Below are 23735 nucleotides of genomic sequence, written 5' to 3'. Positions count from 1 at the left end.
CCATAAGTAAATATTAAATAAGTAACGATTGTAGCTAATAAATAAGAGACTTTTAAGAGGGGAAAGAAGACTAAATATGCAAAAAATAAGTGAAAGGTTATTTAATTGTTATTCGACTTTAAATATCTCTTGAATGTTCATAAAATTTTCTATCCGGTCATAAATGTCTCCCGAATGGTCATAAAATTTTCTATACGGTCATAAATGTCGCCCGAACGGTCATAAAAAATTCTATCCGGTCATATATGTCGGCCGAACGGTCATAAAAAATTCTATCCGGTCATATATGTCGGCCCAAGGACGTATACAATATCTTCCTAAAAGCTAGTAATGATTAAAGAATGCGTCTTACTATATTTTTTGGGCCATTTAATATTCTTTATTAAACACAAAAAAGCAACCACCATTAATGGTGATTGCTTTTTATCTATAAAATGTTTAGATTAGCTTCTACGATTACGATTACGCAAGAATGTCGGAATATCTAACGCATCGTCTTGTTGATGATGAGTTGGATTTGGACGTTCTTGTTGAAAAGAAGGCTGTTGTGGCTGTGGTTCTTCTTTTCTAGTTTCACGGTGTGGAGTTGTAGCTGCCTGTTGTGCACGTGCAGCTCCAAAGCCTGTCCCTCTTGGTTGCTTTTGTGTAATCACTTCTTCGTTAAAACCTGTAGCAATAACTGTTACAACAATTTCATCCTTCAGATTATCATTGATTACAGAACCGAAAATCATGTTAACTTCCTCATCAGACGCAGATGCTACAATGTCCGCAGCCTCTTGTACCTCAAATAGAGAAAGGTTAGATCCACCTGTAATATTCATTAAAACACCTGTAGCTCCGTCAATAGAAGTTTCAAGTAATGGGCTGGAGATTGCTTTTTTAGCAGCCTCTGCAGCACGGTTCTCTCCAGCAGAGATACCTATACCCATAAGTGCTGCTCCTTTATTGGACATAATAGTTTTAACGTCAGCAAAGTCGAGGTTTATAAGACCAGGAACAGCGATTAAGTCAGAGATACCTTGAACCCCTTGACGAAGAACGTTATCAGCTTCTCTAAATGCTTCAAGCATTGGAGTATTTTTGTCTACGATTTCTAATAGACGGTCATTAGGAATAACGATTAACGTATCGACAGCTTCCTTCATCATACCAATCCCACCTACAGCCTGTGTAGAGCGTTTACGGCCTTCAAATGTAAATGGACGTGTTACTACTCCGACAGTTAAAGCCCCTAAATCACGAGCAATTTGAGCGATTACAGGTGCAGCTCCAGTACCGGTTCCTCCACCCATACCAGCAGTAACGAAAACCATGTCTGCTCCTCTAAGCGCTTCTTCGATTAACTCTTTGCTTTCTTCTGCTGCTTTTTTTCCTACTTCTGGGTTAGCTCCTGCACCAAGCCCACGAGTCAGCTTGCCTCCGATTTGTAGCTTTACTTCGGCTTTTGACATGTTAAGAGCTTGAGCATCTGTATTAACCGCAATAAAGTCTACACCTTGAACTCCATGTTCAATCATTCGATTTACTGCGTTGTTACCGCCGCCACCTACTCCAATAACTTTAATAATTGCTAATTGATCTTCATTTGTTTCAAATTCTAACATGCTATTGCCTCCTATATCTTTCAACTATGATAAAGTTTTTTCATTCAAAGAACTTGTCAAACAGTTTCTTCGCTTTACTCATTGCACTCTCTTTGTTCTCATTGTTTGCATTTTTTTGTGGTTGTTTTTGTTTTTTAGTACTTGCTACTACTTCATTGTGTGCCGTTTGAGATAATGCATGGCTATTGCCAATTTTACCATAGAAAAGATCTTCTTTATAGGCATATCTTATAAGGCCAACAGCTGTTGTATATTGTGGTTCCCTAACGCCGATATAATCTGGTGTATATAGGCGGACACGTGATTGTAATATATGTCTCGCTAATTGACCAATACCTTCAAGCTTAGCTACACCGCCGGTAATAACTACTCCACCCGGTAGATCTTGCAAGCCCATGCGGTAGAATTCTTCTAAGATTAACTCGAACAATTCCTCTAAGCGCACACCGATAATTTCGGCAATATAACGTTGGGAATATTGTTCTTTCATGTCTGCGCCAATAACTGGTACTTCAAATAACTCATCATCTGAAGCATCATCGTAAAAGGCATGTCCATATCTTAATTTTATCATTTCCGCCTGTTCAGTTGGTGTTTTCAAGACAATCGATAAATCTTTAGTAATATGGTCACCACCTACAGGTATAACAGAAGTATTAACTAAATGCCCTTCTCTGAAAATAGCAATGGTTGTAGAACCTCCACCTATGTCAATATAAGCGGTTCCGTGATTCTTTTCATCTTCTGTTAATGCAAAATGTCCTGCTGCCAAAGGTTGTAAGTAAATCTCTCTAATTTGAAGACCAGCTCTTTCCACACATCGTAGAACGTTATGTAAAATTGTTTTTGATGTAGTCATCATTATACCGTCCAATTCAAGACGAGTACCAATCATGCCTCGAGGGTCTTTAATCTCTTCTAAGTGATCAACTATAAATTGTTTTGGCGCTATGTTAATAAGTTCTCTTTCTGGTGGGATAGACATTACCTGTGCAGATTCTAATACACGATCTAAATCTGCATCTGTTATTTCTCTGTCCTCACGATTGACAGCTACTACACCTTTGACATTTTGTATATTTGCTAAATTAGCGGGTATACCTAGCACAATTTCTTGAATGGACATCCCTATCATTCTCTCAGCCTCACCAACGGCCTTTTTAATGGATTGAACAGTTGCATCTATATCAACAATGGTGCCTTTTCGTATACCGTTCGATTTAACATTTCCTACTCCTATTACATGCAGCGAGTCATCACTCATTTCGCCTATTAATACTTTAATGGAAGACGATCCAATATCCAATGATACGTACAATTCTGATTGATTCACCCGTGGCACCTCCTAATAACTCTTTATTTATTATTCTATTGTAAAAAACATATAAAGTCTAAAATTTTCTAAACAAATAGTAAATTGACACTTAAATCATTATCTTTTTGTTCTTTCTGCCCATTTAGTTAATAAAATTCGACGAATTACAGCAATATTTTGAAACAGTCGAACTCCAAAAGCAAAGATTGCCGCTAAATATAAATCTACTCCTAAATGAACTCCCAGAAACGCTAGAGCAGCTGCTAATGCAATATTAAAGAAGAAGCCTGAAACAAATACTTTGTCATCGTAAACATGCTGTAATTGTGCGCGTATTCCACCAAACAAAGTATCTAGTGCTGCTAAAACAGCAATGGATAGATAGCTCTCATATATTTCTGGAATTTGAATATCAGTCATTAAACCAAGTGAAATCCCAAGTAATAAACCTAAAAACGGCAACCACATAATACTACTCTCCCCCTGGAACTTCTTGTAAAAATTGCATATTTACAGACTGGTCAAACGCTGGTATTGTAATGATATTTTCAGGTTGACCTATTGTCAGTCTCAAATTATCTATATAGAAATCATCGCCGATAGGGGATGCTTCTAACTGGTTATACATTTTTTTCGCATCTTCAAATGATAGCGTCCCAATTTTAATGGTGAAGGGGGCCTTTTTGATAGCCAGGTTATTCACAGTAGTCCTGCCATTTACATCACGAATAGCTGTGGAATAAATAATTCGTTTTCCATCTACCTCTACTGCTTCTGCTTTAAAACGATTAATTTCGTTTATGAGTCTTATTAACAAATCTGGTGAAATCTCTTCTATTTGTTCTCCTACAATCATACTCTCTATAGAAGGCTCAATTGTAATGGACAGCCCTGGCCCTTTAAACTCATCTAAACCAATTTCTTGCTTTAACTGTTTAATTGTTTCATTTAGAGCTACTTCAGGACTGGCGTTGACCATATTTTCATACTTACCTACTGTTTCCTCTAATACGCGAACCTCTGACAACAGTTCTGAATGTAACTGTGTTTCCGTGGCTAGTTCTTGTCGTATTTCCCATACATCCCGTGTATCACGGGTTTCTGGGTCTTTTACTGTATTATATTGAACTGCTATCATAAAACCAACGATTAACAAAATTATAGTAAACCGAATATAGACGGTTTTTTTCATGTATTCGGCCTCCTTCACCTTTGTTAATTTTGGTCACCTCGCAAAGCAGGCATGACTATTTTACTTTTTTCTTCTACTGTAACTACAATATTGTCACTTGTTAATTGATCGACAACACCACCACCTAAATTTACAGAGGCTAGTAAAACCTTTGGATCTCCAACTACCTCTATAACAAAAGGAGCAGGAAATGCTCTACCATCCACGGTAATTACAGGACCAGTACAGCTTATGTACGATTGTGCATGGAGCCTTTGTCCATTAATAGAAATGGCCTCGGCGCCGGATATTTTTAACTCATTTATCACTTTAAATATGTGACTTTCATGAACAATATAATCATTTGGATTTTCCTGTGAGGGATTATATTCACCATCCTGCAACGAAATGGATAATCCTTTTCCTTGCGACTGCATATCCCCCCTTAACAAACGAAGCATCTCTGCCTCCTTTACTAACTCCTCAACACTTTCTTCACTTTCCACAAACGATTTTTCATATTCTCTAATCTCTTGCTGTTTTGTATTTATTTCTTCTGTTAATTCCTTATTCATTTCTTTCTGGTCTATCAGCTTTTCTCTATACTTTTCAAGCTCAAGTGAATAATCGCTATTTCCGCCTGTTTCTTTATCAGCAGAAGCCAAACTGTAGGAATAAGCTAGAATGAAACCTAAAACTAAACTAACCAGCGAAATCAGAATTCGTCCTCGAAAAGGGACATTAAGGAGTCTCCTCTTCTTCATCTTCAATCGCCTCCTCCTCAGTTGTCTCCTTAAAAACCTCTACATAAGGTTCAAAAAATGAACCTACCTCCATATCGATTACGCCCTTTTGATCTGGATTTAGTTGCGAAACTATCGAAGGGTAGTAATTCATTTTTTCCGAAAAAGATGGAATCAAGGCTTGTACTTCATTCCCGTCATTCATGTAAACCTGAATGGAATATTTGTCATTCTCTTTCGGTACATAACTTATTTGAGAAATTGTCAATAATACTTCATTTTTCATTTTTTTAAGTTCTTTTATTAGACGTAATCGAATCTTTTCGTTTTCGAATCCTGTGATAATAGGTCCCTCCATAGGAACAATATGTCCTTCTGGAGCTATCGTTTTGCCATTCTCCAATACTATTTGAAGAATATTCTCGCTTTCCACATATCCAACCTGTTTATATTCTTCTACCTGGATATGTATGCTGGAAAGCCATTTCCTTTTAACTTGTACATTTTCAACCCAATCACTTTTCTCTAAAGCTTCTTCTATATCTTTTTCCTTGAAGCTCCACATAGAGTCCCCAATCGTCAGACCTGTCTGTTTAATATATTCTTCCTTAGAGAAAAGATTAGATCCTTCCAAATCTATTTGTTGTATTTGACTATAGGATGATTGGAAGTACAAAACAACGAGCAGTGTAAAGATAAAGAGAAAAAGTAGAATGGAAAATTTTTTATTTGTTCTACGTCTTCTTTTTTCTTTTAAAGTGGGTATACGATCTTCAATATCGATGATTTTTTCCATTCTACCGCCTCCCTTCTGTACCAGATGTGTTTGCCAAATTCAAAATAATTCCTATAATTCCCCAAGTCATGACTAAGGATGACCCTCCGTAACTGATGAAAGGTAACGTTACCCCTGTTACTGGAAGTAAGCCTGTCACAACGCCCATATTTAAAAATGTCTGTACTACAAGCAAGGAGGTTAATGCGACTATCATTAATTGAGCCTCTCGTGTCTTTGCTCTCGCCGCCATTGTATAGCTGGTTGTGAAAAAGACAACAAAGGCCATAATAACAATCAACCCGCCTATAAACCCTGTTTCCTCTAACAAGATAGAGAAAATGAAATCATTTTGTGGCTCTGGTAAGTATAAGAATTTTTGGCGGCTGTTACCATATCCAAAACCAAACAAACCTGCTGGACCAATCGCTAGTAAAGATTGAATAGCTTGAAACCCAGAACCAAGAGGGTCTTTCCAAGGGTCTAAAAAGGCTTGGATACGAATTAGCCTATACGGGGCAGAAATAATTAGGGCAGCTAAACCGATTACACCTGACAAACCAATAGCAAAGAAAAACTTTAAAGGAAGTCCTGCAACGAATAGAAGCATGAAGACTGCTACTACTAATACAAATGCTGAACCAAAGTCAGGCTGAACCATAATAAGCCCAATAGGAAGCAAAAGCAACAAAGCACTTCTCATATATAGTTTGCCTTTGTTTTTAGGCTCTTTTGCTAAAGCTAGCGCTAAAACCCCTAACACTGCAATTTTGGATAATTCCGCAGGCTGAAAATTTGTGAAACCAAGTGATATCCAACTTTGCGATCCATTCCGTACAACACCGATACCTGGGATCAGTACCCCTATAAGCAATACCACCGATATGATATATAAAACGTGCCAAAATGTGGTAAGCCGCAAAAATGATTTATTTTGAATAAAAAATGCTCCGGCTACTCCCACTATTAGGTACATTCCTTGTTTTAAAGCAAACGGTGTTTGTCCTTGATAATGTACCTCGCTCCAATAAGAGCCAGCAGAGTGTACAAACAAAATACCGATAATAGATAAAAATAATACAGACGATAAGAATAATAACTTTCTTTTATCTTTCGATTATTTCATCCTTTCAACTTGTCGATAACGCCTTTACGATTTCGATGAATTCATCTCCTCGCAGTTCAAAGCTTTCATATTGATCCCAGCTTGCACAAGCTGGCGAAAGTAGAACAACATCACCTTTTTGGGAGACTTCTACAGCTAAGCTTGTAGCGTCCTTCAAATTAGACACTTTTTTGACAAAAGGAATGTTATTCTCCTCACCAAACTTTTGGAGCCTTTCACTAGTTTCACCAAAGTGTACTAAAGCACGGACATTTGGAAGGTAAGGAATAAGCTCATCAAAGGAATGTCCTCTATCTACCCCACCAGCAATCCATACTACTGGCTCTGTAAAGCCTGCTAAAGCACTTTTAGTAGCCAGCGTATTTGTTGCCTTAGAATCATTGTAATATTTACGTCCATTAGATTCTAAAACAAATTGTGTACGATGTTTGACACCTTGGAAGGATTGCAATACTGCCTTGATGCTTTCTAAAGAGCAATCTAACAATATTGCGGTTGCAGTTGCAGCTAACACATTTTCTAAATTATGCTTTCCGCGAAGAGCAATGATAGAGCGTTCGAAAAGCTCCACCCCATTCCAGTATATATATTGATTGTCTGCACTTATTCCTTCGGCTGTTTTTTTACTCACGTAAAAAGGAACCTTTTGTGCTAAGCTTTTTTCTGCATAATCTTTTACAATTTTTTGTTCCCCATTATAAACAAACCAATCGGAATCATCTTGTTTCTTAGTAATATTGAATTTAGCATCGGTGTATTCCTTATAGGTTTTATGATAGTCTAAATGCGCCTCATATAAATTCATTAGCACAGCTATTTTAGGTTTCAATAGTTCAGTTCCCATTAATTGGAAGGAAGATAATTCCATTACAATGTTATTTTCCTTAGTCGCCGTTTTAGCTACCCCAGAGGCAACCGTACCAATATTACCAGCGATTAATGGCTGTTTATGAGCGTGTGCAAGCATTTCATAAATAAGTGTTGTAGTAGTAGTTTTACCATTCGATCCTGTGATACCTATTATTGGAGCTTCACTAATACGATAAGCAAGCTCTACCTCTGTCCAGACAGGAATATTTCTTTTAATAGCTTCTGCAACCACAGAATTTGTATAAGGAATTCCTGGATTTTTTACTATCAAACTAAACCCTTCGTCCAATAAGTCCTCTGGATGGCTCCCACAAATTACAGTCAAGCCTTTAGATAGGAGATATTGAGCGTTTTCATTTTGTTCAAAAGGCTTGGAGTCATTGACCGTTACAAATGCTCCTAAGTCATGTAGGATTTCCGCAGCAGCTGTTCCGCTTTTGGCTAAGCCTAGCACGAGAATTTTTTTATGATACACAAATGGTAGCTGATTCAATTTACATTACCTCCATGATTACTACAATCATTGCCGAAATAAAGTTAATTGCCCAAAAGGTCGTTACAACTTTACGCTCACTCCAGCCAGACAATTCAAAGTGATGATGAATAGGACTCATCTTAAATATTCGCTTTCCAGTTGTTTTAAAGCTGATAACTTGTAAAATAACCGATAAAGTTTCTATTACAAATATAATCCCCACTATAAGTAAAAGAATTTCTTGTTTTACAAGAATAGATACCATTGCTAATGCTCCACCTAAAGCAAGAGAACCAGTATCACCCATAAAAACCTTTGCTGGGTTTTTATTGAACAACAGGAAGCCGAGCAAAGCACCTGCTACACTAAATGTGAAAATTGCTATGTCTGTTTGTTCGTAGATTAATGCAAGTACACCGAAAGTAGCGAATGACACTGATGCTGTACCAGATACTAAGCCATCTAGTCCATCCGATAGATTTACTGCGTTGGAGAAACCAACTAGCCAGAAGACTAAAAAAGCCACATAAAATTGACCTAATGAGAATCTAATATCTGTCCACGGTATAGACAAGGATGTATCAAATGGTCCTAATTTTAATAAGAAGTAGCCGATAATCGCTACAATGATTTGACCGATTAGCTTTTGCCATGAAGTCAAACCTAAATTTCGTTTTAAAACTACTTTTATAAAGTCATCCAAGAAACCTATTAATCCAAATCCAACTAATATTAATAATAATACAATGGATTGAGTAGTAATTTTGTCAAAAATAAAGGAAATGGCAAGCGTTGTAACAATAATGGAGATTAAAAATATTAATCCTCCCATTGTAGGTGTACCAGCTTTTTTCTGATGAGACTCTGGGCCCTCTTCTCTAATACTCTGCCCAAATTTCATTTTTCTTAGATAAGGAATAATAATCGGGGCAAGTAAAACAGATACTAGAAAGCTAACAATAAGTGTAATAATCGTTGTAGACAATGTCATAAAAAAATCTCCTTAAATACGCACAACTATTTACGAATGTACTATAGTTATTTTTATTTTGTGTAAACATGTATCGTCCCATCTAACGGAATAAGACTGTTTTCTTTAGGTAATTGGGTTAAAATTTCATCCCCATCCCCGTGCCAAACAATTTTAAATGGATACATATAAGATGTAATTTCTTTTCTTTTGGTACCTACTAAGTCAGGAACTCGAACAGTTTGGACGTCACCCCATCTGTAATCTTTTTCTAGCTGAGTACCACTGCCAGTAACTTCAAGTGAATCTTCAATTATTTGACCAACAATTGGTGCTGCTATAACTCCTCCGAACTGTGTGCTATGTTTAGGATTATCAATCGCCACGTATACAATAAGCTCTGGGTTATCAGCTGGCGCGAAACCAATGAAAGAAACAATATATTCCCCTTCCATATATCGACCGTTTTGAACCTTTTGTGCAGTCCCTGTTTTTCCACCGATACGCAATTGGTCTCGATAAGCGTTTCTTCCAGATCCATGGGCCACAACATGTTCAAGAGCCTCACGAACCTTTTGAGATGTAGCCTCCGAAATTACTTGAGTTTTCATCTCCGGTTCAGCTTTCGATAAAACTTCTTTTGTTTCTCCATCCAATATATTTTTTACGATATACGGCTTATAAAGGTAACCGCCATTAATAGCAGCAGCCACCGCCTGTACTTGTTGAATTGGTGTTACAGAGATACCTTGACCAAAAGAAGTCGTAGCATGTTCGACAGGTCCGTATGCATCCTTGCTAAATAGAATACCCGAGGATTCTCCAGCCATTCCAGAACCAGTGGATTGACCAAAACCAAATTTTTTAATGTACTCTGAAAGCTTATCAGGTCCAACTCTTCTGCCTAATTCTATGAAGCCTGGGTTGCAGGAATTTTCAACAACCTCCAAAAATGTCTGGCTGCCATGTCCTTGACGCTTCCAACATCGCAATCTCGCACCCTCTACTATCGTATAACCTGCATCATGGAAATGATCATTGTCTAAATCCACCACATTTTCTTCTAAGGCTGCGCTCAATGTAATAATTTTAAATGTAGATCCTGGCTCAAAAGTCATCCAAACTGGTAAGTTACGATTATAAACAGTAGAATCGACTTCTTGATAGGAGGACGGATCAAAGTTCGGTGCGGAAGCAAGCGCAAGAATTTCCCCGTTGTTTGGATTCATTACTATAGCAATACCTTGAGTAGCTTCATATTTGTCCATAGCTTGAGACAGTTCTCTTTCTACAACAGTCTGTATCTTCATATCAATAGTCAGCTGAACATGGTTGCCATTTTGTCCATTTTTCCAGCCGTCATCTACATGGGGAAGTGGAATCCCCTTTGCATCCGTAAACATACGAATGGCTGATTCTTTCCCCTTCAGTACGGAATCGTATTGATATTCAATCCCAGCAAGTCCCTGTGCATCATATCCAGTAAAACCAAGTAATCTGGACAGCATTCTGCCATGCGGGTAATCTCTTACATAGTCAATCCCAGCATACAATCCTTTAATATTTTTATCTTGAATTTGCATAGCCAAATCAGAGGTAATATTTTTTCCATCAGGAGCTATTTTAACAAGATATGCTCTTTTGTTAATTTGGTCGTATAATTTTTGCTCTTCTACCTCTAATAGTGGAGCTATCTCTTCTGCAACCTTGTCAGGCTCTTTGTTTTGAGATGGCATATAAAATAGAGTTGGTGATAGCTTATTCCCAACAATTACCTCACCATTTCTATCGAGTATATTACCCCTCTCGGAAGCATAGGGTAATTCTCTGTCCCAACTTTCCTTCGCTTTAGTAGTTAGTTCCTCAAATTGGACAAACTGAAGCTGAATAAGCTTTCCTGCTACCGCTATAAACAACAGAAGCGTGATAATCCATATCATCCGTAATCGAATAACTTGCTTAAGTTTAGATATAAAGTTTTCTCCTTTAGCCCGTTTTAGATAGCTTATGAAAAAACGTCAGTAACTATTCTATCACTCTTCTAGTCTTGTGGTAGTTGCTCTGTTTCTTCGACTTCTTCTGTTTCTTCTTTTTCTACGACTGGAACAGCTACTTCCTGAGGAGTAGATAGTTGAACAACTATCGGTGTCTCGCTTGTAACAATTGATCCTGCTGTTAAACTTTGCTTAGAAACATAACCATCACCAATTATTTCAATAGGTAGTCCAGAAAGTGACTTATAAATCATTAGATTTCTTTTAGACCAACCATTAAAGTTAGGAAGCTGTATTTCCCCACTACCTTTAACAAAGACCGTTCCTTTAGAAATAACTGAAGTACCCGCCTTAGGATATTGTTCAACAACCTTATCCGCCTGACCAATTATAACAGTTTTCAAGCCTTGTGCTTCTAAATCCATTTGGATATCAACCAAATTTTTTCCAACTAAATCTGGCATTGTAATAGGCTTAGACAATTCAAGATTTTCAGGTTCTATGTTTAAATACTTTAAGCTACTTTCTGTAACGGAATTAAATATCTCTGCTACTGGCTGAGAACCTACTTCCGTATCTTTAATCTTAGGTTTATGAACTGCTACATAAACTATTAACTGTGGGTCCTCTACCGGCGCCATACCTAAGAATGAGTATAGGAATAATTGTCTCCCCCATAAATAGGAACCATCACCTTTTGGAATTTGAGCTGTACCAGTTTTACCTGCAGAAGTATATCCTTCTAGCTTGAATCGTTGGGCAGTTCCATGATCCGAAGTAACTGTACTTTCTAAAATGTCCTTCACCTGATTTGCAGTACTAGCTGAAATTGGAGATTTCTTTTCAACTGGTTCATTGTCTTCGATAATTTCGCCTGTATTGGGATTTACAATTTTATCAATAACAAATGGTTGCATCATAGTACCTTCATTTGCAATAGCTGTCATAGCTTGAACCATTTGAATTGGCGTTACAGTTACTCCCTGCCCATAGGTAGTGGTAACTCTATTGATAGGATATTTATCATTTACAATTCCAGCTGCTTCATTTGGAAGGTCTATACCCGTGGGCTGCCCAAAACCAAAACGACGAATATACTCTATAAAGGTTTCATCGCCAATCTTATTTAGTAAAAAAGCCATAGAAACGTTAGAAGACCTTTGGAAACCCTCTAAATATGAAATTGGTCCCCAACCTAACCCATTGTTATGGTCTCTAATTGTACGGTCAAACACTTTATAAGTACCCGATTTAAATTTTTCATTTGGATTCCAGACACCCTCCTCTATTGCAGAGGCAAGTGTAAAAATCTTCATCGTGGAACCTGGTTCTATTGTTTGCTCTATTGCTTCATTTAACCAGTTAGTTGATAGTCCTTCGCGTGTATTAGGTTCAAATGTTGGTCTTTGAGACATCGCTAAAATCTCTCCAGTTTTAGCATTTGCAACGACTGCTGTCATTTTTTCTGGCTTATACTTTTCTTCTGCTTTATTCATAGCATCTTCTAGAAAGTTTTCTATCGTTTTATCTAGTGTTAAATGAATGTTATAGCCGTCTTGTGCATCTGTGACCATTTTGTCTGCCTTAGGAAGTAAAAACCCTTTTGTGTCGCTTTGATATTCCACTTTTCCTGGTGTCCCAGTTAGTGCTTTGTCGTAAATATATTCTAGTCCCATTTTACCAACCGCTTTAGATTTGCCATCCTCTGTTTCTTCCTTTAAAGCAAATCCGATTAAATGAGAAGCAAAAGTGCCGTTAGGATATAATCTTTTTAAATCCTGGATAAACATAATTCCAGGTAATTCTAAACTCTTAATCTCTAACATTTTTTGGTGACTTAAATCCCGTCCAGCTTTCCCAAACTCTACCTGATACTTGTCCTTTTCTATTCCATTGTTCAATATTTCTAGTATTTCTTCCTGTGGGAGGTCTATATATTCAGCAAGTATGTTTGCTGTATCCCCTGGATCTACTACATGACGAGGAATAGAACTGTTGTTAGATACATCTTCCCTAGTAACTGCAATCATTTTATAACTAAGTGTATCTTCAGCGATGACTTCCCCATTGCGATCTAGAATTTCTCCTCTGCTCGCTGGAATTTCTTGAACTCTATTATATTTAGATTCTGCCTTAGTTGCCAAAGACTGTCCTTCTGCTGTTCCTGTCACTTGAATAAATACGAAGCGGCTAAGTAATACAAAAAAGAGCCCTCCATAAAGTAAAAACATTAGAAAGGCTCCCCATTGAAAACGAAATTTCTTATTCATTGTCCTGGTACTACCTTTACATTTTGCTCATTTAGTTTCAAGCCGAGTTCCTCCGCCTTTTTCCAAATTCGATCATAGGTAGATAATTCACGCACTTGTATGGACAAGTCTGTATTTTCTTTTGAAGTAGTATCTATTTGTTGTTCTAGTAAGGATATATCCTTTGTAGTTGCTCTTACAGTTGATTGAGTTTGGACAATCATTAAAGACAGAACAGTAACAATGCTTAATAAACCTAAAAACAAAACTTTTTCACCTTTTGAAAATATTTTACTTTTCTGTATTGCTGGCTTCTTTGGTTGTGGTGGTTGCTCCGGAAAAGAAGGCCTAGCTATGTATGGTTCGGATTGGTAATTACGTAAAGCCATTTAAACACTTCCCTTTTCGATTAGTTTTTCCACAATTCGTAGCTTAGCAGATCTTGAACGATTATTAACTTCTAGCTCAGCCTCAGACGGCAAAATAGGCTTTTTAGTAACTAGCTTTAACATTGGCTCCATTCCTGCAGGTATGACCGGCAAGTTTGGCGGTAAGTTTGGTAAAGATGAAGCTTCTTTAAAAATAGTCTTAGTAAGTCTGTCCTCTAAGGAATGGAAGGTAATCACACTTATTCTTCCACCTACTTTAATAAGCTGTATTGCGTCCTCCAGAGATTCCTCCGCTGCTCCAAGCTCATCGTTAACCGCAATTCTAACTGCTTGAAAAATTCGTTTTGCAGGATGCCCACCTGTTCTCCTAGCTGCAGCTGGTATTCCTGCTTTGATCAACTCTACTAGCTGGAAGGTAGTTTCGACAGGTGATACTTCTCTTGCCTGTTCAATTTTCCTAGCAATTTGCTTAGAAAACTTTTCTTCTCCATAACGGAAAAAGATTTTAACTAATTTTTCATAGGGCCATTCATTGATCACATGATAGGCTGTTAGTTCGCTTGTTTGGTCCATTCTCATATCAAGAGGGGCATCGTAGTTATAGCTAAAGCCTCGTTCAGGGGTATCTAGCTGAGGAGAAGAAACTCCTAAGTCGTATAAAATCCCATCGACCTTTTCTATTCCTAAATCATATAATGATTCTTTTAAGTATCGAAAGTTCGCATGAACAAACGTTACTTGCTCTAGGTATGGCGCTAACTTAATCTTTGCATTTTCTATTGCTACGGTATCTTGGTCGAAACAGATTAATCTACCTTTTTCATTAAGCTGTTTTACTAAATACTCACTGTGACCTGCTCCGCCTAGCGTGCAGTCTACATAGATTCCATCGGGACGAATAGCTAGTCCATCTACCGTCTCGTGGAGTAATACTGTTGTATGATGAAACAAGCTCTTCCCTCCATTTCTTATATATCAAAGCCGATCATATTTTCTGCAATATCGTTAAATGAATCCTCAGAGTCTTCAAAGTATGTTTCCCATGCTTCCTTAGCCCATATCTCTAAACGATTAGAAACACCAAGGATAATACACTCCTTGTCCATCTTTGCATAAGACCGAAGATTATTCGGTATATTAATGCGGCCTTGCTTATCAATTTCTACCTCAGTGGCACCAGAAAAGAAAAAACGAGTAAATGCCCGTGCATCTTTTTTAGTAACGGGTAGTTCTTTTAACTTTTCTTCGAGCTTTCGCCATTCATTCATAGGATAACCAAATAAGCAATTATCAAGACCACGGGTTAAAACAAAACATTCCTCTAAATGCTCTCTAAATTTAGAAGGTATGATTATTCTCCCTTTAGGATCGACGTTATGCTGGTATTCGCCCATGAACATGCTACTCACCCCACTTTATGTCAATAACATACCACATCCCTCCACTTTCCTCCACATTTTTTTCTTAAATAAGCATACAATTTTTCAAAATGCGTAATAAGTACTTGTTGAAACAAGTTTAGAGCGAATACGACAGGGTTTTATAAGATAAAAAGCATACCCGTATTCATAAAATATAAACCTGTTTTATATTAAATTTAGAATAAATTTAGATGAAAACTGAAATATAATTTTCAAATCAAAAAAAGACATTCATTCTTCTCGTCTTTATAAGTTTCTTAATGACACTGAGTTATGCTGAATGTATAATTACCACCGAGAAATAAGCAATTTTTCTAAACCTAAAAAAATACCAAATTATCATTCTTACTATCTTTGTAATTAGCGAAAATAATAGAATAATAGATAATCCTATAGTTGAGGGCGACGAGAAATCTATACATTCTCCAAAATAACACCGTACATATCATAGTAAACCCTCAAAGCTACAAAAACGAAAAAATCCCCCACCAGTTAAGGTGGGGAATTGATAAACCTTATAGAAAAACTACTTGATGCTTACCATTGAATTTGTATGGAATTCGCAACAATTCCTGGATGAGAGTTGGACCCATTTCATTTAACACTTGAACAGGACAGTAAACTCTTTCCTGTAAACCATCGTTAGGCATTAACTCCATCATTAATTTGTCGTAACGATAAATAGACGAATCTAATTTAGATAAAAGTGTATCTTCCACAGCATGATCGATAAAGGTAAGCTGTTTGAAATGAAAATTCAAGTTTTTTTCTACTAAAGGTGTTAACTTAAGATTGTTTTCTAGTAGTAGTTCCTCAAGCTTTTCATACTTATTGGACAGCTCATCTTTAATAGACTGGATGTATTTTGGAATATCTTCATTTCTATTTTGTTCGATAAACTGTACCTTAGATTGTCCCACTACTCCACTCCATACATCTGGAACTGAAAATTCAAGTTTCTTAAGAAGCGTCTGAACCTTAGGTGTAACAAGTGTTACGCTAAGTCTTGGTGTTATAACCGGCATTTTCATATCGAATAATTCAAATGCCGGCTTTAAGGTTGCCCAATACGCAATTTCGCCAGGACCGCCGATGAAGCTTAAAACAGGAAAAACCATTTCCTGCATAATTGGACGAGTAACTACGTTGTTGCTAAGCTTTTCAGGGTTATTTTGAGCAATAAGGAGAAGTTCCTCTTTTGTAAAAGCAATCCCTTTTGCTTCGTGTATAAAAAGATTGTTTTCTCTCTCTAGAAGGAATCGTTCGCCATCCTCTACATAAAACAGGTTTGCTGCAGTTTCTTTCGCTTGAATTGGTGTTCCGTAGTCTAATCGTTCAAGCTTTTGCTCTTGATGAAAAACTAATGATCCTAGTTCAGCCGAGCGGTTAATCATTTCTTGAAAAAAAGCTGATTCTAATTCACGAAGTGGCTTATACGCAGCATCAATCATCAGCAATCCTTCTTCATAAAACAATTCATTCATTATTGCCGTAAAGAAAGATGTATAGGTTGAATGTTCATCTATAAGAATAACAAATTTATTATATAGATCTTTTGTGTATGCTGTTTCAGGTAAGCTTTTGAAAATTTCCTCTAAATATACAATCATCGTTTCTTTCGTATATGTTGTTTCAGAGGCTATTTTCTTTAACTTTGATTTTTCAGGGAAGACGAGCTTTTGAAGCATTCTACTTTTCTCTATGTAAATATGATTAATTTCATCGATATCATGATCTTCGCCCGCAATCCAAAATACAGGAATTACTGGTACTCCTTGTATTTCTCTTTGTTGCTTTGCAAGAGCAATTACAGAAATTGCTTTATGGATGGAATACATAGGGCCTGTCAGTAAACCTGCCTGCTGTCCGCCAATTACAACCACACCATTATTTTTCAATTCCTCTAAATGCTTTTTACTTTTTTCTGAAATTCCAAACATGTTCATATAGCTAGTAATTACTTCTACCAGTTCGGTTCTTTTATGATTAGTAAAATCAGTTTCCTGAATTCTTTTGTTTAAAGCCTCTTGGTTCCAGTTATAGTGAAAGAATGATGATAGGCTTTCAGTCTCCTCTAAATATGTTTGATAGAATGAGGAAACAAATGGTTGTGTGTAATGCTCTAATCGCACGATTTTCCACCTCTTTAATATAATCCTTTTAGAGTATATCATTTCATGATAAAGAGATAAAAATTATTAGCTTATATACTTTAAAACATATCGGATTACTCCGATTAACCACAAAAGTGCATAAGTAACGCAAAGCAAAATAAAAAATAGCCTCCATATTTTACGGAGTAATGGTTGGATCTCTATTTCTTTTTTGCTACGCCATTCCAAAATAGTAAGTAGCGTGGCTATCAGGATGGCAATAATTATGATTAAAAACCTTATCTCCTTATCAAAAACAATATTGAAAACGATGGATACAGAGAAAAATAATAGAAAAGTAGTAATGTCTGCCGCAATTCCAATAGACTTTTTTCGTTTCTTAAGAGCATACTTAGCAACTGCGAAAGTAAATATAAATAAAATGGCTGGAATTAAAATAAATGCAGAAATTAGATTAATAATGTCATTCACCTGCTTTATTCATTTCTTTTAACAATAAATAAAAAGTATTTAAGATTGGTAAGGCTTTATTTCTACTTTCAGCTTCTCTTAAAATCGCTCCCACTATGGTCTCCACTTCCATGATACGACCACTTTGATAATCCTTTAACATAGATGAGTAGTTATTTTCTGTATTTTGGCAGAGTGACACTACTTCCTCCCACGATAAAAGATCCTTGCACTCAATGAATGCCTCTAATATTTCTTCATAAATACTTCGTAATATCTCTTTATACGATTCATTTTTAATAAGCTCTCCGTTTTGTACACGAGCAATTGTCGTCAGTGGATTTATTAAACTATTAAGCAATGCTTTTTTAAACAGGATTTGGTATATATTTTGAGAATATTGAATAGGGAAATTTTCTATATTACTATGTAGGAACTGTTCTAGACATGTCCATTTCCCTTTATATATCCCTATAGATGTCACACCGACTCCTAAATGTTGGACTGTAGCGGGGTTACTTTTGGTCGCTCCATGAAGCACAGACCCAAGTATAATGTTTGATTGTTTTAAAGTATCTATAAATTGTATATGTAGTAAACCATTTTGTATAAACATTAGAGGAATTTCTCTTGATAAGGAGTCTAAATCTTTTTTTAAGGAAGAGAGATGGTGGTATTTCACTGCCACTATAATTAACTCCATTTGATTCATAGTTGCTATTGAAGAGACTATTTGACATTTAATCGGCTCTGGCTCAGATAAATTTTCTTGCTGTATGTATAGTTGTTCTATGTTTTTATTTCTTACTAAAAAGGTTATGTCATGTCCATGCTTTGATAAATAGCCACCAAATAACATACCTATTGCTCCCGCCCCTACAATTCCAATGCGCAAATTCATTTCCTCCCTATATTATTTATTGCATTTTAATAAACTCTTTAAGCAAAGTACAAGCCCTATGTTAAACGACAAATATAAACCTTGAAAAAAATACATATCCTTTGAAAAAGGCCTACCTCTAGGGTAGACCTTAGTTAAAAAAGATTATACAGGAAGTACTGGATGTTTTCGAGGTGCAATTGTTATTTCTTTATTTTCATAATATCTTAAACGGTTAGCCAATTCATTGCGTAGATCACTTGGCTTAACAATCTCATCAATAATCATTTCGGAAGCAAGTTTATAAATATCAATTTCTTCCTTATATTCTGCATGCTTTTCCTGAACAAACTTCAGTTTCTCTTTTGGATCCTCGATTGCTTCGATCTTGTTTGAATAGACCGCATTTACAGCAGCCTCAGGTCCCATAACAGCAATTTGAGCTGTTGGAAGAGCAATACATACATCAGGCTCAAATGCAGGGCCTGCCATAGCATATAATCCAGCCCCATATGCTTTACGTACAATTACCGAGATTTTAGGTACTGTTGCTGAGCTCATCGCTGCAATTAGCTTTGCTCCGTGACGGATAATTCCTGCTCGCTCCACTTTGGTTCCAATCATAAATCCTGGCACATCTGCTAAGAACAATAAAGGGATAGAGAAAGCGTCACAAAGCGAAATAAATTTAGCTGCCTTGTCTGCCGAATCAACAAATAGTACTCCACCTTTTGCTTTAGGTTGGTTAGCTATAATGCCAACAGCTTGTCCTTCAATTCGAGCGAATCCAGTAATTAACTCTGGAGCAAAAAGTTTTTTAACATCAAAGAACGATCCATCATCTATTAGAGCATCAATTGCCTCATACATATCAAAAGGAGCATTTTGATTTTCTGGAATAATCGCTTCAAGCGTTCTGCCAACTTTAATGTCCTTAGGCTCTATTTTTTTAGGCTTTTCTGTGTAGTTAGCAGGGAAATAGCTTAAGTACTTTTTCGCCTCTTCAATGGCTTCTTCTTCTGTTGAAACAAGGACATCGCCAACTCCACTTACTGTGCAGTGCATTCTTGCACCGCCCATTTCTTCTAATGAAACTTTTTCCCCAATAACTTTTTCAGCCATACGTGGAGAACCTAAATACATAGAGGCATTGCCTTCTACCATGAATACAATATCACAAAATGCTGGAATATATGCTCCTCCAGCAGCAGATGGCCCAAACAACAAGCAGATTTGAGGGATAAACCCAGAAAGTCTTACTTGATTATGGAAGATTCTTCCCGCCCCCCTGCGATTAGGGAACATAGCCAACTGGTCTGTAATACGGGCACCAGCAGAATCTACTAAATATAACAAAGGCACTCTATTTTTTTCAGCAATTTCTTGTATACGAATTATTTTCTCAACTGTTCTAAAGCCCCATGATCCCGCTTTTACTGTTGAGTCGTTTGCCATTACGCAAACAGTTTGCCCATTCACTTTACCAGTAGCAGTAACTACGCCATCCGCTGGTAGGTCACTAGCCTCCACGTTTGCAAAGCGACCATCCTCAACGTATTCTCCATTATCAAATAATAGCTTAAGACGGTCACGAACGAATAGCTTGCCCTGTTCCTTCATTTTTTCATGATATTTAGAATGTCCCCCTGCATATATGGACGATAGCTTTTCTTCTAATTTGTCGTTATACCCTTTTGTTTCTCCCACTTTGTAAAACCCCCGATTCAAGTAGTTTCAGCCGGCCATTCCACGACTGATACAAACTTGATAGAATAAACTACTAAACAATGATTTTATACATAGTTGCGTCAATTCCAATAATATTCAATACAGCACCACCAATGTAAGTGGTATCCTCTGTTTTAATTATCTTGAATAATTACAAACTAAAAACTTATTCAAAGGTTACTAATACGTCACCTTCGTTAACGAAGTCTCCAACTTGTGCTTTGATTTCTGAAACCTTCCCAGAAGTGTCTGCTTCTACTGGTATTTCCATTTTCATCGATTCAAGAACCATTACTACTTGTCCTGCCTCTACTTCTTCACCAACTGCTACATTTACTGTAAATACTGTCCCTGCCATTGTTGATTCTAAATTCTTCATTTTGAAATTTCCTCCCTTTGTTTGGCCATCCATTCCCCTAAAACGGACGTTGAATATATTCCACTTGTAAAGCTACTATCATGTAAAAACTGATTAAACAGTGGAATATTAGTTTTTACACCTTCTATTTTAGCAGAAGAAAACAATTTTTGTGCTTTCTCAATTGCTAATTTTCTATTATCTGCATGGATAATGACTTTTGAGATCATCGGATCATAGAAAGGCGTTACATTATCACCTTCCTCATACCCAGCATCTACTCGCACCTCAGACAGGTCTCCCCATGAAAGAGTTGAGATAGTTCCTGGAGAAGGGAAAAATGTTTTTGGATCTTCAGCATAGATTCTAAATTCAAACGCGTGCCCATTGGAAGTAATATTTTGCTGTTCCTTAACAGGCAACTCCTCTCCCTCTGCAACCTTTAGCTGCCATTCTACCAAGTCAAAGCCCGTTACTGCTTCTGTGACAGGATGCTCCACTTGTAAGCGCGTGTTCATCTCTAGAAAATAAAATTGATGCTCTTGATCTACGATAAATTCAACAGTTCCAGCATTCACATAATCAACCGCTTTAGCTGCGTTTATTGCTGCTTCATATAGTTTTAAACGAGCTTCCTCAGGAAAGTTAGGAGATGGAGATTCCTCCAATACTTTTTGATTTCTTCTTTGTACAGAGCAATTACGCTCAAACAAATGAACAATATTTCCTTTTGTATCCCCGAAAATTTGTACTTCAATATGCCGTGAAGCCTCTATAAATTTTTCTAAAAAGACTATATCGCTTCCAAAATAGGATTTTGCTCTCGTTTTAATGGAATCAAAATGCTTGCTAAGAGTTGCCTCATCATCACATTTAATCATTCCAATTCCACCGCCACCAGCACTTGCCTTCAGCATAATGGGGTAGCCAATTTGATTAGCTGCCTCTAGTGCAGCCTCTAAAGAGTTAAGCCCTTCTTCCTTACCCGGAACTACTGGAACATTTGCTTTAATCATTGTTATACGTGACTCAATCTTATCACCCATTTTTTCAATTGTTTCGGGCTTAGGTCCAATGAATTTAATCCCAGCAGCCTCCGCTTTTCTAGCAAACTCTGCATTTTCTGATAGAAAACCATAGCCTGGGTGAATAGCGTCAACGCCTTCTCTCTTTGCCAGTTCAATGATTTCGTCTGCTTTTAAATACGATTGCTGTACCTGGCTTGGTCCGATAAGAAAAGAATAATCAGCCTCTTTTACATAAGGCAACTGCTCATCTGCCTCCGAATAAATAGCTACTGTCTCAATATTCAACCGTTTGCATGTTTTAATAATACGCCTTGCAATTTCTCCCCTATTTGCTATTAATAGCTTTTTCATATGTATCTCCCCTTTGTCAAAAAATTTCTCCCCCCTATTAGTCTATACGATAAATGAAAGCGAATTCAACTTTCATCCTAAAAATGGGTAAATTCCTCCTGTTTACTAGATGATGAATTTGTTACAGGTGCCAGGCACCTGTAACAAAATTGTCATCTCCCCTCAAAAACTAATATGGTCGAAGCCATAATAAAAAGTCTCTATAATTTAGAGACTTCTTGGCTAATTTCTGTCTATATGTTGAACACCTTGTTTGGCCCAGTTCACTAATACCTCGTAATCTCTTTTCAGTAAATTATACGCAGTAGATATTTCATCATAGGAATTTTTCATCTGGTCATAGCTTTGCATTGCAAGCTGCAAATGGTTTTGAAGGGAAGAGGGATCAGTTACTGTTTCCTTGTAGCTTTCTTCCTTCGGGGAATCTTCTTTTGGGAAAAGTTGTGGGCGAAGATTTTTGTTCCATCTAAATGCACAAGCCTGTTTAGAACGTCCTAACAAAACACTTGCTTCCTGGAATCCGGAGATTTGGGTGTGGCCTTGTTCAATCTTTTTTAATACTATTTCTTTTAGTAGATTGTCTTCTTCGAGGGTCCAGCTATCTTTTCTCAATTTAACATTCACATTAATCACCCTTTGCTTTTTTATTAATATATGCAAAGTGGGTATAAATAGACTCTTATTTTACTTCTTTTTTGTTAAAAAAGAATTTACTGCCGCATGGTGCACATCTGCCTCCCAAAGAATTGAACATTCTTTTACTTCCTCCATTATTCTCTCGAATAATTGAGATTGCTCCCATTTTCTTATGAGTTGTTTTTTGTATGCCTTCAAAACTGTTGAATGAGGAACAATCATTTTTGCGATAAATTCATTGAGTGCATCTAATTTATCCCCCTCAAAGAGATCAGTAGCCCAACCGATTGATAGAAGCTCATTTGAATCATATGGAGTTGCTTCAGTTAGCATTTTTAAAGCTTTGTCATAGCGCATTCCTTTTTCAAAAAGGTATGTTCCACCACCCCATCCAGTGGTAATCGCTAATTTCCCTTGAATAAAACCACATTTCGCTTCTTTTTTAACAAGTCTATAGTCACATAATGTAGCTATCTCGCAGCCTCCGCCAACTGCTGTTCCATTGATTAAGGCAACTGTCGGAACCTCTAGTGTAGCCACATCATAAAGCACCTCAGCGACAGTACTTAACATACTATAAGATTCCTCAGCAGTTTTTAGCTTATGAAAAACGGACAAGTCTCCGCCTGAGCAAAATGATTTTTCACCTACACCTGTAATAACGACCAGCTTAGAAGTTTTGTTTGTTCTAACATTATTAACAAGCTGTCTAAATCCTTCTATTACTTCAAAGTTGATAGCGTTATGTATATTTGGTCGATTAATTTCAAAAAATAGGATGCCTTCTTTTTCTATCATTGTATAAGCCACAAAACGTACCTCCTAAAATGAATATAGAGAAAAAGGCTACCGAAGAGCCATGGTCTCTTTGGTAGCCTTTTAAGGAACAAATACTGTATTATTTGCTCACTACTTCTTTCCCTTTGTATTGACCGCATGATTTACAAACTCGGTGAGCCAATTTCATTTCACCACAATTTGAACAAGCAACCATACCAGGTACGGATAATTTAAAATGTGTACGACGTTTTCTTTTTACAGTTTTAGAAGTTCTTCTAGCTGGTACTGCCATTGGTGGCACCTCC

The 23735-nt window shown here is 36.9% G+C and carries 22 protein-coding genes and 1 pseudogene; all 23 read right to left on the bottom strand.

Features of this window, described 5'->3' with window-relative positions:
* Positions 1 to 443 precede the first annotated feature (443 nt).
* Complete coding sequence (gene ftsZ, locus MKY94_RS06570; protein WP_144537965.1) at positions 444 to 1607, bottom strand: cell division protein FtsZ; 1164 nt, start codon at positions 1605 to 1607, stop codon at positions 444 to 446.
* Positions 1608 to 1647: 40 nt separating this feature from the next.
* Entirely contained in the window at positions 1648 to 2940 is a 1293-nt protein-coding gene (gene ftsA, locus MKY94_RS06565) for a cell division protein FtsA (protein WP_144537964.1), read from the bottom strand.
* Positions 2941 to 3039: 99 nt separating this feature from the next.
* The gene (locus MKY94_RS06560; protein WP_144537963.1) at positions 3040 to 3390 is read right to left on the bottom strand and encodes a small basic family protein; all 351 of its coding nucleotides are present in this window, start codon (positions 3388 to 3390) and stop codon (positions 3040 to 3042) included.
* Positions 3391 to 3394: 4 nt separating this feature from the next.
* Positions 3395 to 4114 carry a DUF881 domain-containing protein gene (locus tag MKY94_RS06555; protein ID WP_144537962.1) on the bottom strand — a complete coding sequence of 240 codons (720 nt, stop codon included), beginning with the start codon at positions 4112 to 4114 and terminating at the stop codon, positions 3395 to 3397.
* 23 nt (positions 4115 to 4137) lie between these two features.
* Complete coding sequence (locus MKY94_RS06550; RefSeq protein ID WP_342578276.1) at positions 4138 to 4857, bottom strand: DUF881 domain-containing protein; 720 nt, start codon at positions 4855 to 4857, stop codon at positions 4138 to 4140.
* Positions 4835 to 5632, bottom strand: coding sequence for an FtsQ-type POTRA domain-containing protein (locus MKY94_RS06545; RefSeq protein ID WP_342578275.1), 798 nt, complete (start codon positions 5630 to 5632; stop codon positions 4835 to 4837). The genes MKY94_RS06550 and MKY94_RS06545 overlap by 23 nt, the downstream gene beginning before the upstream one ends.
* A 1-nt stretch (position 5633) precedes the next feature.
* Positions 5634 to 6692: pseudogene (locus tag MKY94_RS06540) on the bottom strand (putative peptidoglycan glycosyltransferase FtsW); the annotation flags it as partial.
* A gap of 49 nt (positions 6693 to 6741) precedes the next feature.
* Complete coding sequence (murD, locus tag MKY94_RS06535; RefSeq protein ID WP_151110638.1) at positions 6742 to 8100, bottom strand: UDP-N-acetylmuramoyl-L-alanine--D-glutamate ligase; 1359 nt, start codon at positions 8098 to 8100, stop codon at positions 6742 to 6744.
* A 1-nt stretch (position 8101) separates the two neighbouring features.
* Positions 8102 to 9073, bottom strand: coding sequence for a phospho-N-acetylmuramoyl-pentapeptide-transferase (mraY, locus tag MKY94_RS06530; RefSeq protein ID WP_144537957.1), 972 nt, complete (start codon positions 9071 to 9073; stop codon positions 8102 to 8104).
* A gap of 53 nt (positions 9074 to 9126) precedes the next feature.
* Complete coding sequence (locus tag MKY94_RS06525) at positions 9127 to 10992, bottom strand: penicillin-binding transpeptidase domain-containing protein (RefSeq protein ID WP_151110640.1); 1866 nt, start codon at positions 10990 to 10992, stop codon at positions 9127 to 9129.
* 101 nt (positions 10993 to 11093) lie between these two features.
* Entirely contained in the window at positions 11094 to 13316 is a 2223-nt protein-coding gene (locus MKY94_RS06520; protein ID WP_342578274.1) for a penicillin-binding transpeptidase domain-containing protein, read from the bottom strand.
* Positions 13313 to 13684, bottom strand: a complete 372-nt coding sequence (ftsL, locus tag MKY94_RS06515) for a cell division protein FtsL (RefSeq protein WP_151110642.1) — start codon at positions 13682 to 13684, stop codon at positions 13313 to 13315. The genes MKY94_RS06520 and ftsL overlap by 4 nt, the downstream gene beginning before the upstream one ends.
* Positions 13685 to 14635 (bottom strand): 16S rRNA (cytosine(1402)-N(4))-methyltransferase RsmH, encoded by a 951-nt coding sequence (rsmH, locus tag MKY94_RS06510; protein WP_144537954.1) that lies wholly within the window; start codon positions 14633 to 14635, stop codon positions 13685 to 13687. It abuts the gene before it with no gap.
* A 17-nt stretch (positions 14636 to 14652) separates the two neighbouring features.
* Positions 14653 to 15084 (bottom strand): division/cell wall cluster transcriptional repressor MraZ, encoded by a 432-nt coding sequence (gene mraZ / locus MKY94_RS06505; protein ID WP_151110644.1) that lies wholly within the window; start codon positions 15082 to 15084, stop codon positions 14653 to 14655.
* A gap of 536 nt (positions 15085 to 15620) precedes the next feature.
* Complete coding sequence (gene bshC, locus MKY94_RS06500) at positions 15621 to 17237, bottom strand: bacillithiol biosynthesis cysteine-adding enzyme BshC (protein WP_191963875.1); 1617 nt, start codon at positions 17235 to 17237, stop codon at positions 15621 to 15623.
* 66 nt (positions 17238 to 17303) lie between these two features.
* The gene (locus tag MKY94_RS06495) at positions 17304 to 17690 is read right to left on the bottom strand and encodes a DUF3397 family protein (protein WP_191963876.1); all 387 of its coding nucleotides are present in this window, start codon (positions 17688 to 17690) and stop codon (positions 17304 to 17306) included.
* Entirely contained in the window at positions 17683 to 18564 is an 882-nt protein-coding gene (locus tag MKY94_RS06490; RefSeq protein WP_342578271.1) for a 2-dehydropantoate 2-reductase, read from the bottom strand. Before MKY94_RS06490 ends, MKY94_RS06495 begins: the two co-directional genes overlap by 8 nt.
* A gap of 150 nt (positions 18565 to 18714) precedes the next feature.
* Positions 18715 to 20256 carry an acyl-CoA carboxylase subunit beta gene (locus MKY94_RS06485; RefSeq protein WP_151110652.1) on the bottom strand — a complete coding sequence of 514 codons (1542 nt, stop codon included), beginning with the start codon at positions 20254 to 20256 and terminating at the stop codon, positions 18715 to 18717.
* Between the two features lie 187 nt (positions 20257 to 20443).
* Positions 20444 to 20656, bottom strand: a complete 213-nt coding sequence (locus MKY94_RS06480; protein WP_144537948.1) for an acetyl-CoA carboxylase biotin carboxyl carrier protein subunit — start codon at positions 20654 to 20656, stop codon at positions 20444 to 20446.
* Positions 20653 to 22014 (bottom strand): biotin carboxylase N-terminal domain-containing protein, encoded by a 1362-nt coding sequence (locus MKY94_RS06475; protein WP_342578269.1) that lies wholly within the window; start codon positions 22012 to 22014, stop codon positions 20653 to 20655. The genes MKY94_RS06480 and MKY94_RS06475 overlap by 4 nt, the downstream gene beginning before the upstream one ends.
* Positions 22015 to 22236: 222 nt before the next feature.
* A complete protein-coding gene (locus MKY94_RS06470; protein WP_186318124.1) occupies positions 22237 to 22638 on the bottom strand; it encodes a hypothetical protein in 402 nt (133 codons plus the stop codon).
* Between the two features lie 60 nt (positions 22639 to 22698).
* Positions 22699 to 23460 (bottom strand): enoyl-CoA hydratase/isomerase family protein, encoded by a 762-nt coding sequence (locus MKY94_RS06465; protein WP_225321700.1) that lies wholly within the window; start codon positions 23458 to 23460, stop codon positions 22699 to 22701.
* A gap of 88 nt (positions 23461 to 23548) precedes the next feature.
* Positions 23549 to 23722, bottom strand: a complete 174-nt coding sequence (gene rpmF / locus MKY94_RS06460) for a 50S ribosomal protein L32 (protein ID WP_144537945.1) — start codon at positions 23720 to 23722, stop codon at positions 23549 to 23551.
* Positions 23723 to 23735 lie beyond the last annotated feature (13 nt).

This window comes from Psychrobacillus sp. FSL K6-2843 (assembly GCF_038626375.1).
GTDB lineage: Bacteria > Bacillota > Bacilli > Bacillales_A > Planococcaceae > Psychrobacillus > Psychrobacillus faecigallinarum.
The sequence above is the reverse complement of the archived record's forward strand: the minus strand, read 5'-3'. Positions and strand labels throughout refer to the sequence as shown.

Coding starts and splice junctions, on each gene's coding strand:
- ftsZ (WP_144537965.1), bottom strand. CDS start 1,607: ATGTTAGAATTTGAAACAAATGAAGATCAATTAGCAATTATTAAAGTT.
- MKY94_RS06560 (WP_144537963.1), bottom strand. CDS start 3,390: ATGTGGTTGCCGTTTTTAGGTTTATTACTTGGGATTTCACTTGGTTTA.
- MKY94_RS06555 (WP_144537962.1), bottom strand. CDS start 4,114: ATGAAAAAAACCGTCTATATTCGGTTTACTATAATTTTGTTAATCGTT.
- MKY94_RS06550 (WP_342578276.1), bottom strand. CDS start 4,857: ATGAAGAAGAGGAGACTCCTTAATGTCCCTTTTCGAGGACGAATTCTG.
- MKY94_RS06545 (WP_342578275.1), bottom strand. CDS start 5,632: ATGGAAAAAATCATCGATATTGAAGATCGTATACCCACTTTAAAAGAA.
- mraY (WP_144537957.1), bottom strand. CDS start 9,073: ATGACATTGTCTACAACGATTATTACACTTATTGTTAGCTTTCTAGTA.
- MKY94_RS06525 (WP_151110640.1), bottom strand. CDS start 10,992: ATGATATGGATTATCACGCTTCTGTTGTTTATAGCGGTAGCAGGAAAG.
- MKY94_RS06520 (WP_342578274.1), bottom strand. CDS start 13,316: ATGAATAAGAAATTTCGTTTTCAATGGGGAGCCTTTCTAATGTTTTTA.
- ftsL (WP_151110642.1), bottom strand. CDS start 13,684: ATGGCTTTACGTAATTACCAATCCGAACCATACATAGCTAGGCCTTCT.
- mraZ (WP_151110644.1), bottom strand. CDS start 15,084: ATGTTCATGGGCGAATACCAGCATAACGTCGATCCTAAAGGGAGAATA.
- MKY94_RS06480 (WP_144537948.1), bottom strand. CDS start 20,656: ATGAAGAATTTAGAATCAACAATGGCAGGGACAGTATTTACAGTAAAT.
- MKY94_RS06475 (WP_342578269.1), bottom strand. CDS start 22,014: ATGAAAAAGCTATTAATAGCAAATAGGGGAGAAATTGCAAGGCGTATT.
- rpmF (WP_144537945.1), bottom strand. CDS start 23,722: ATGGCAGTACCAGCTAGAAGAACTTCTAAAACTGTAAAAAGAAAACGT.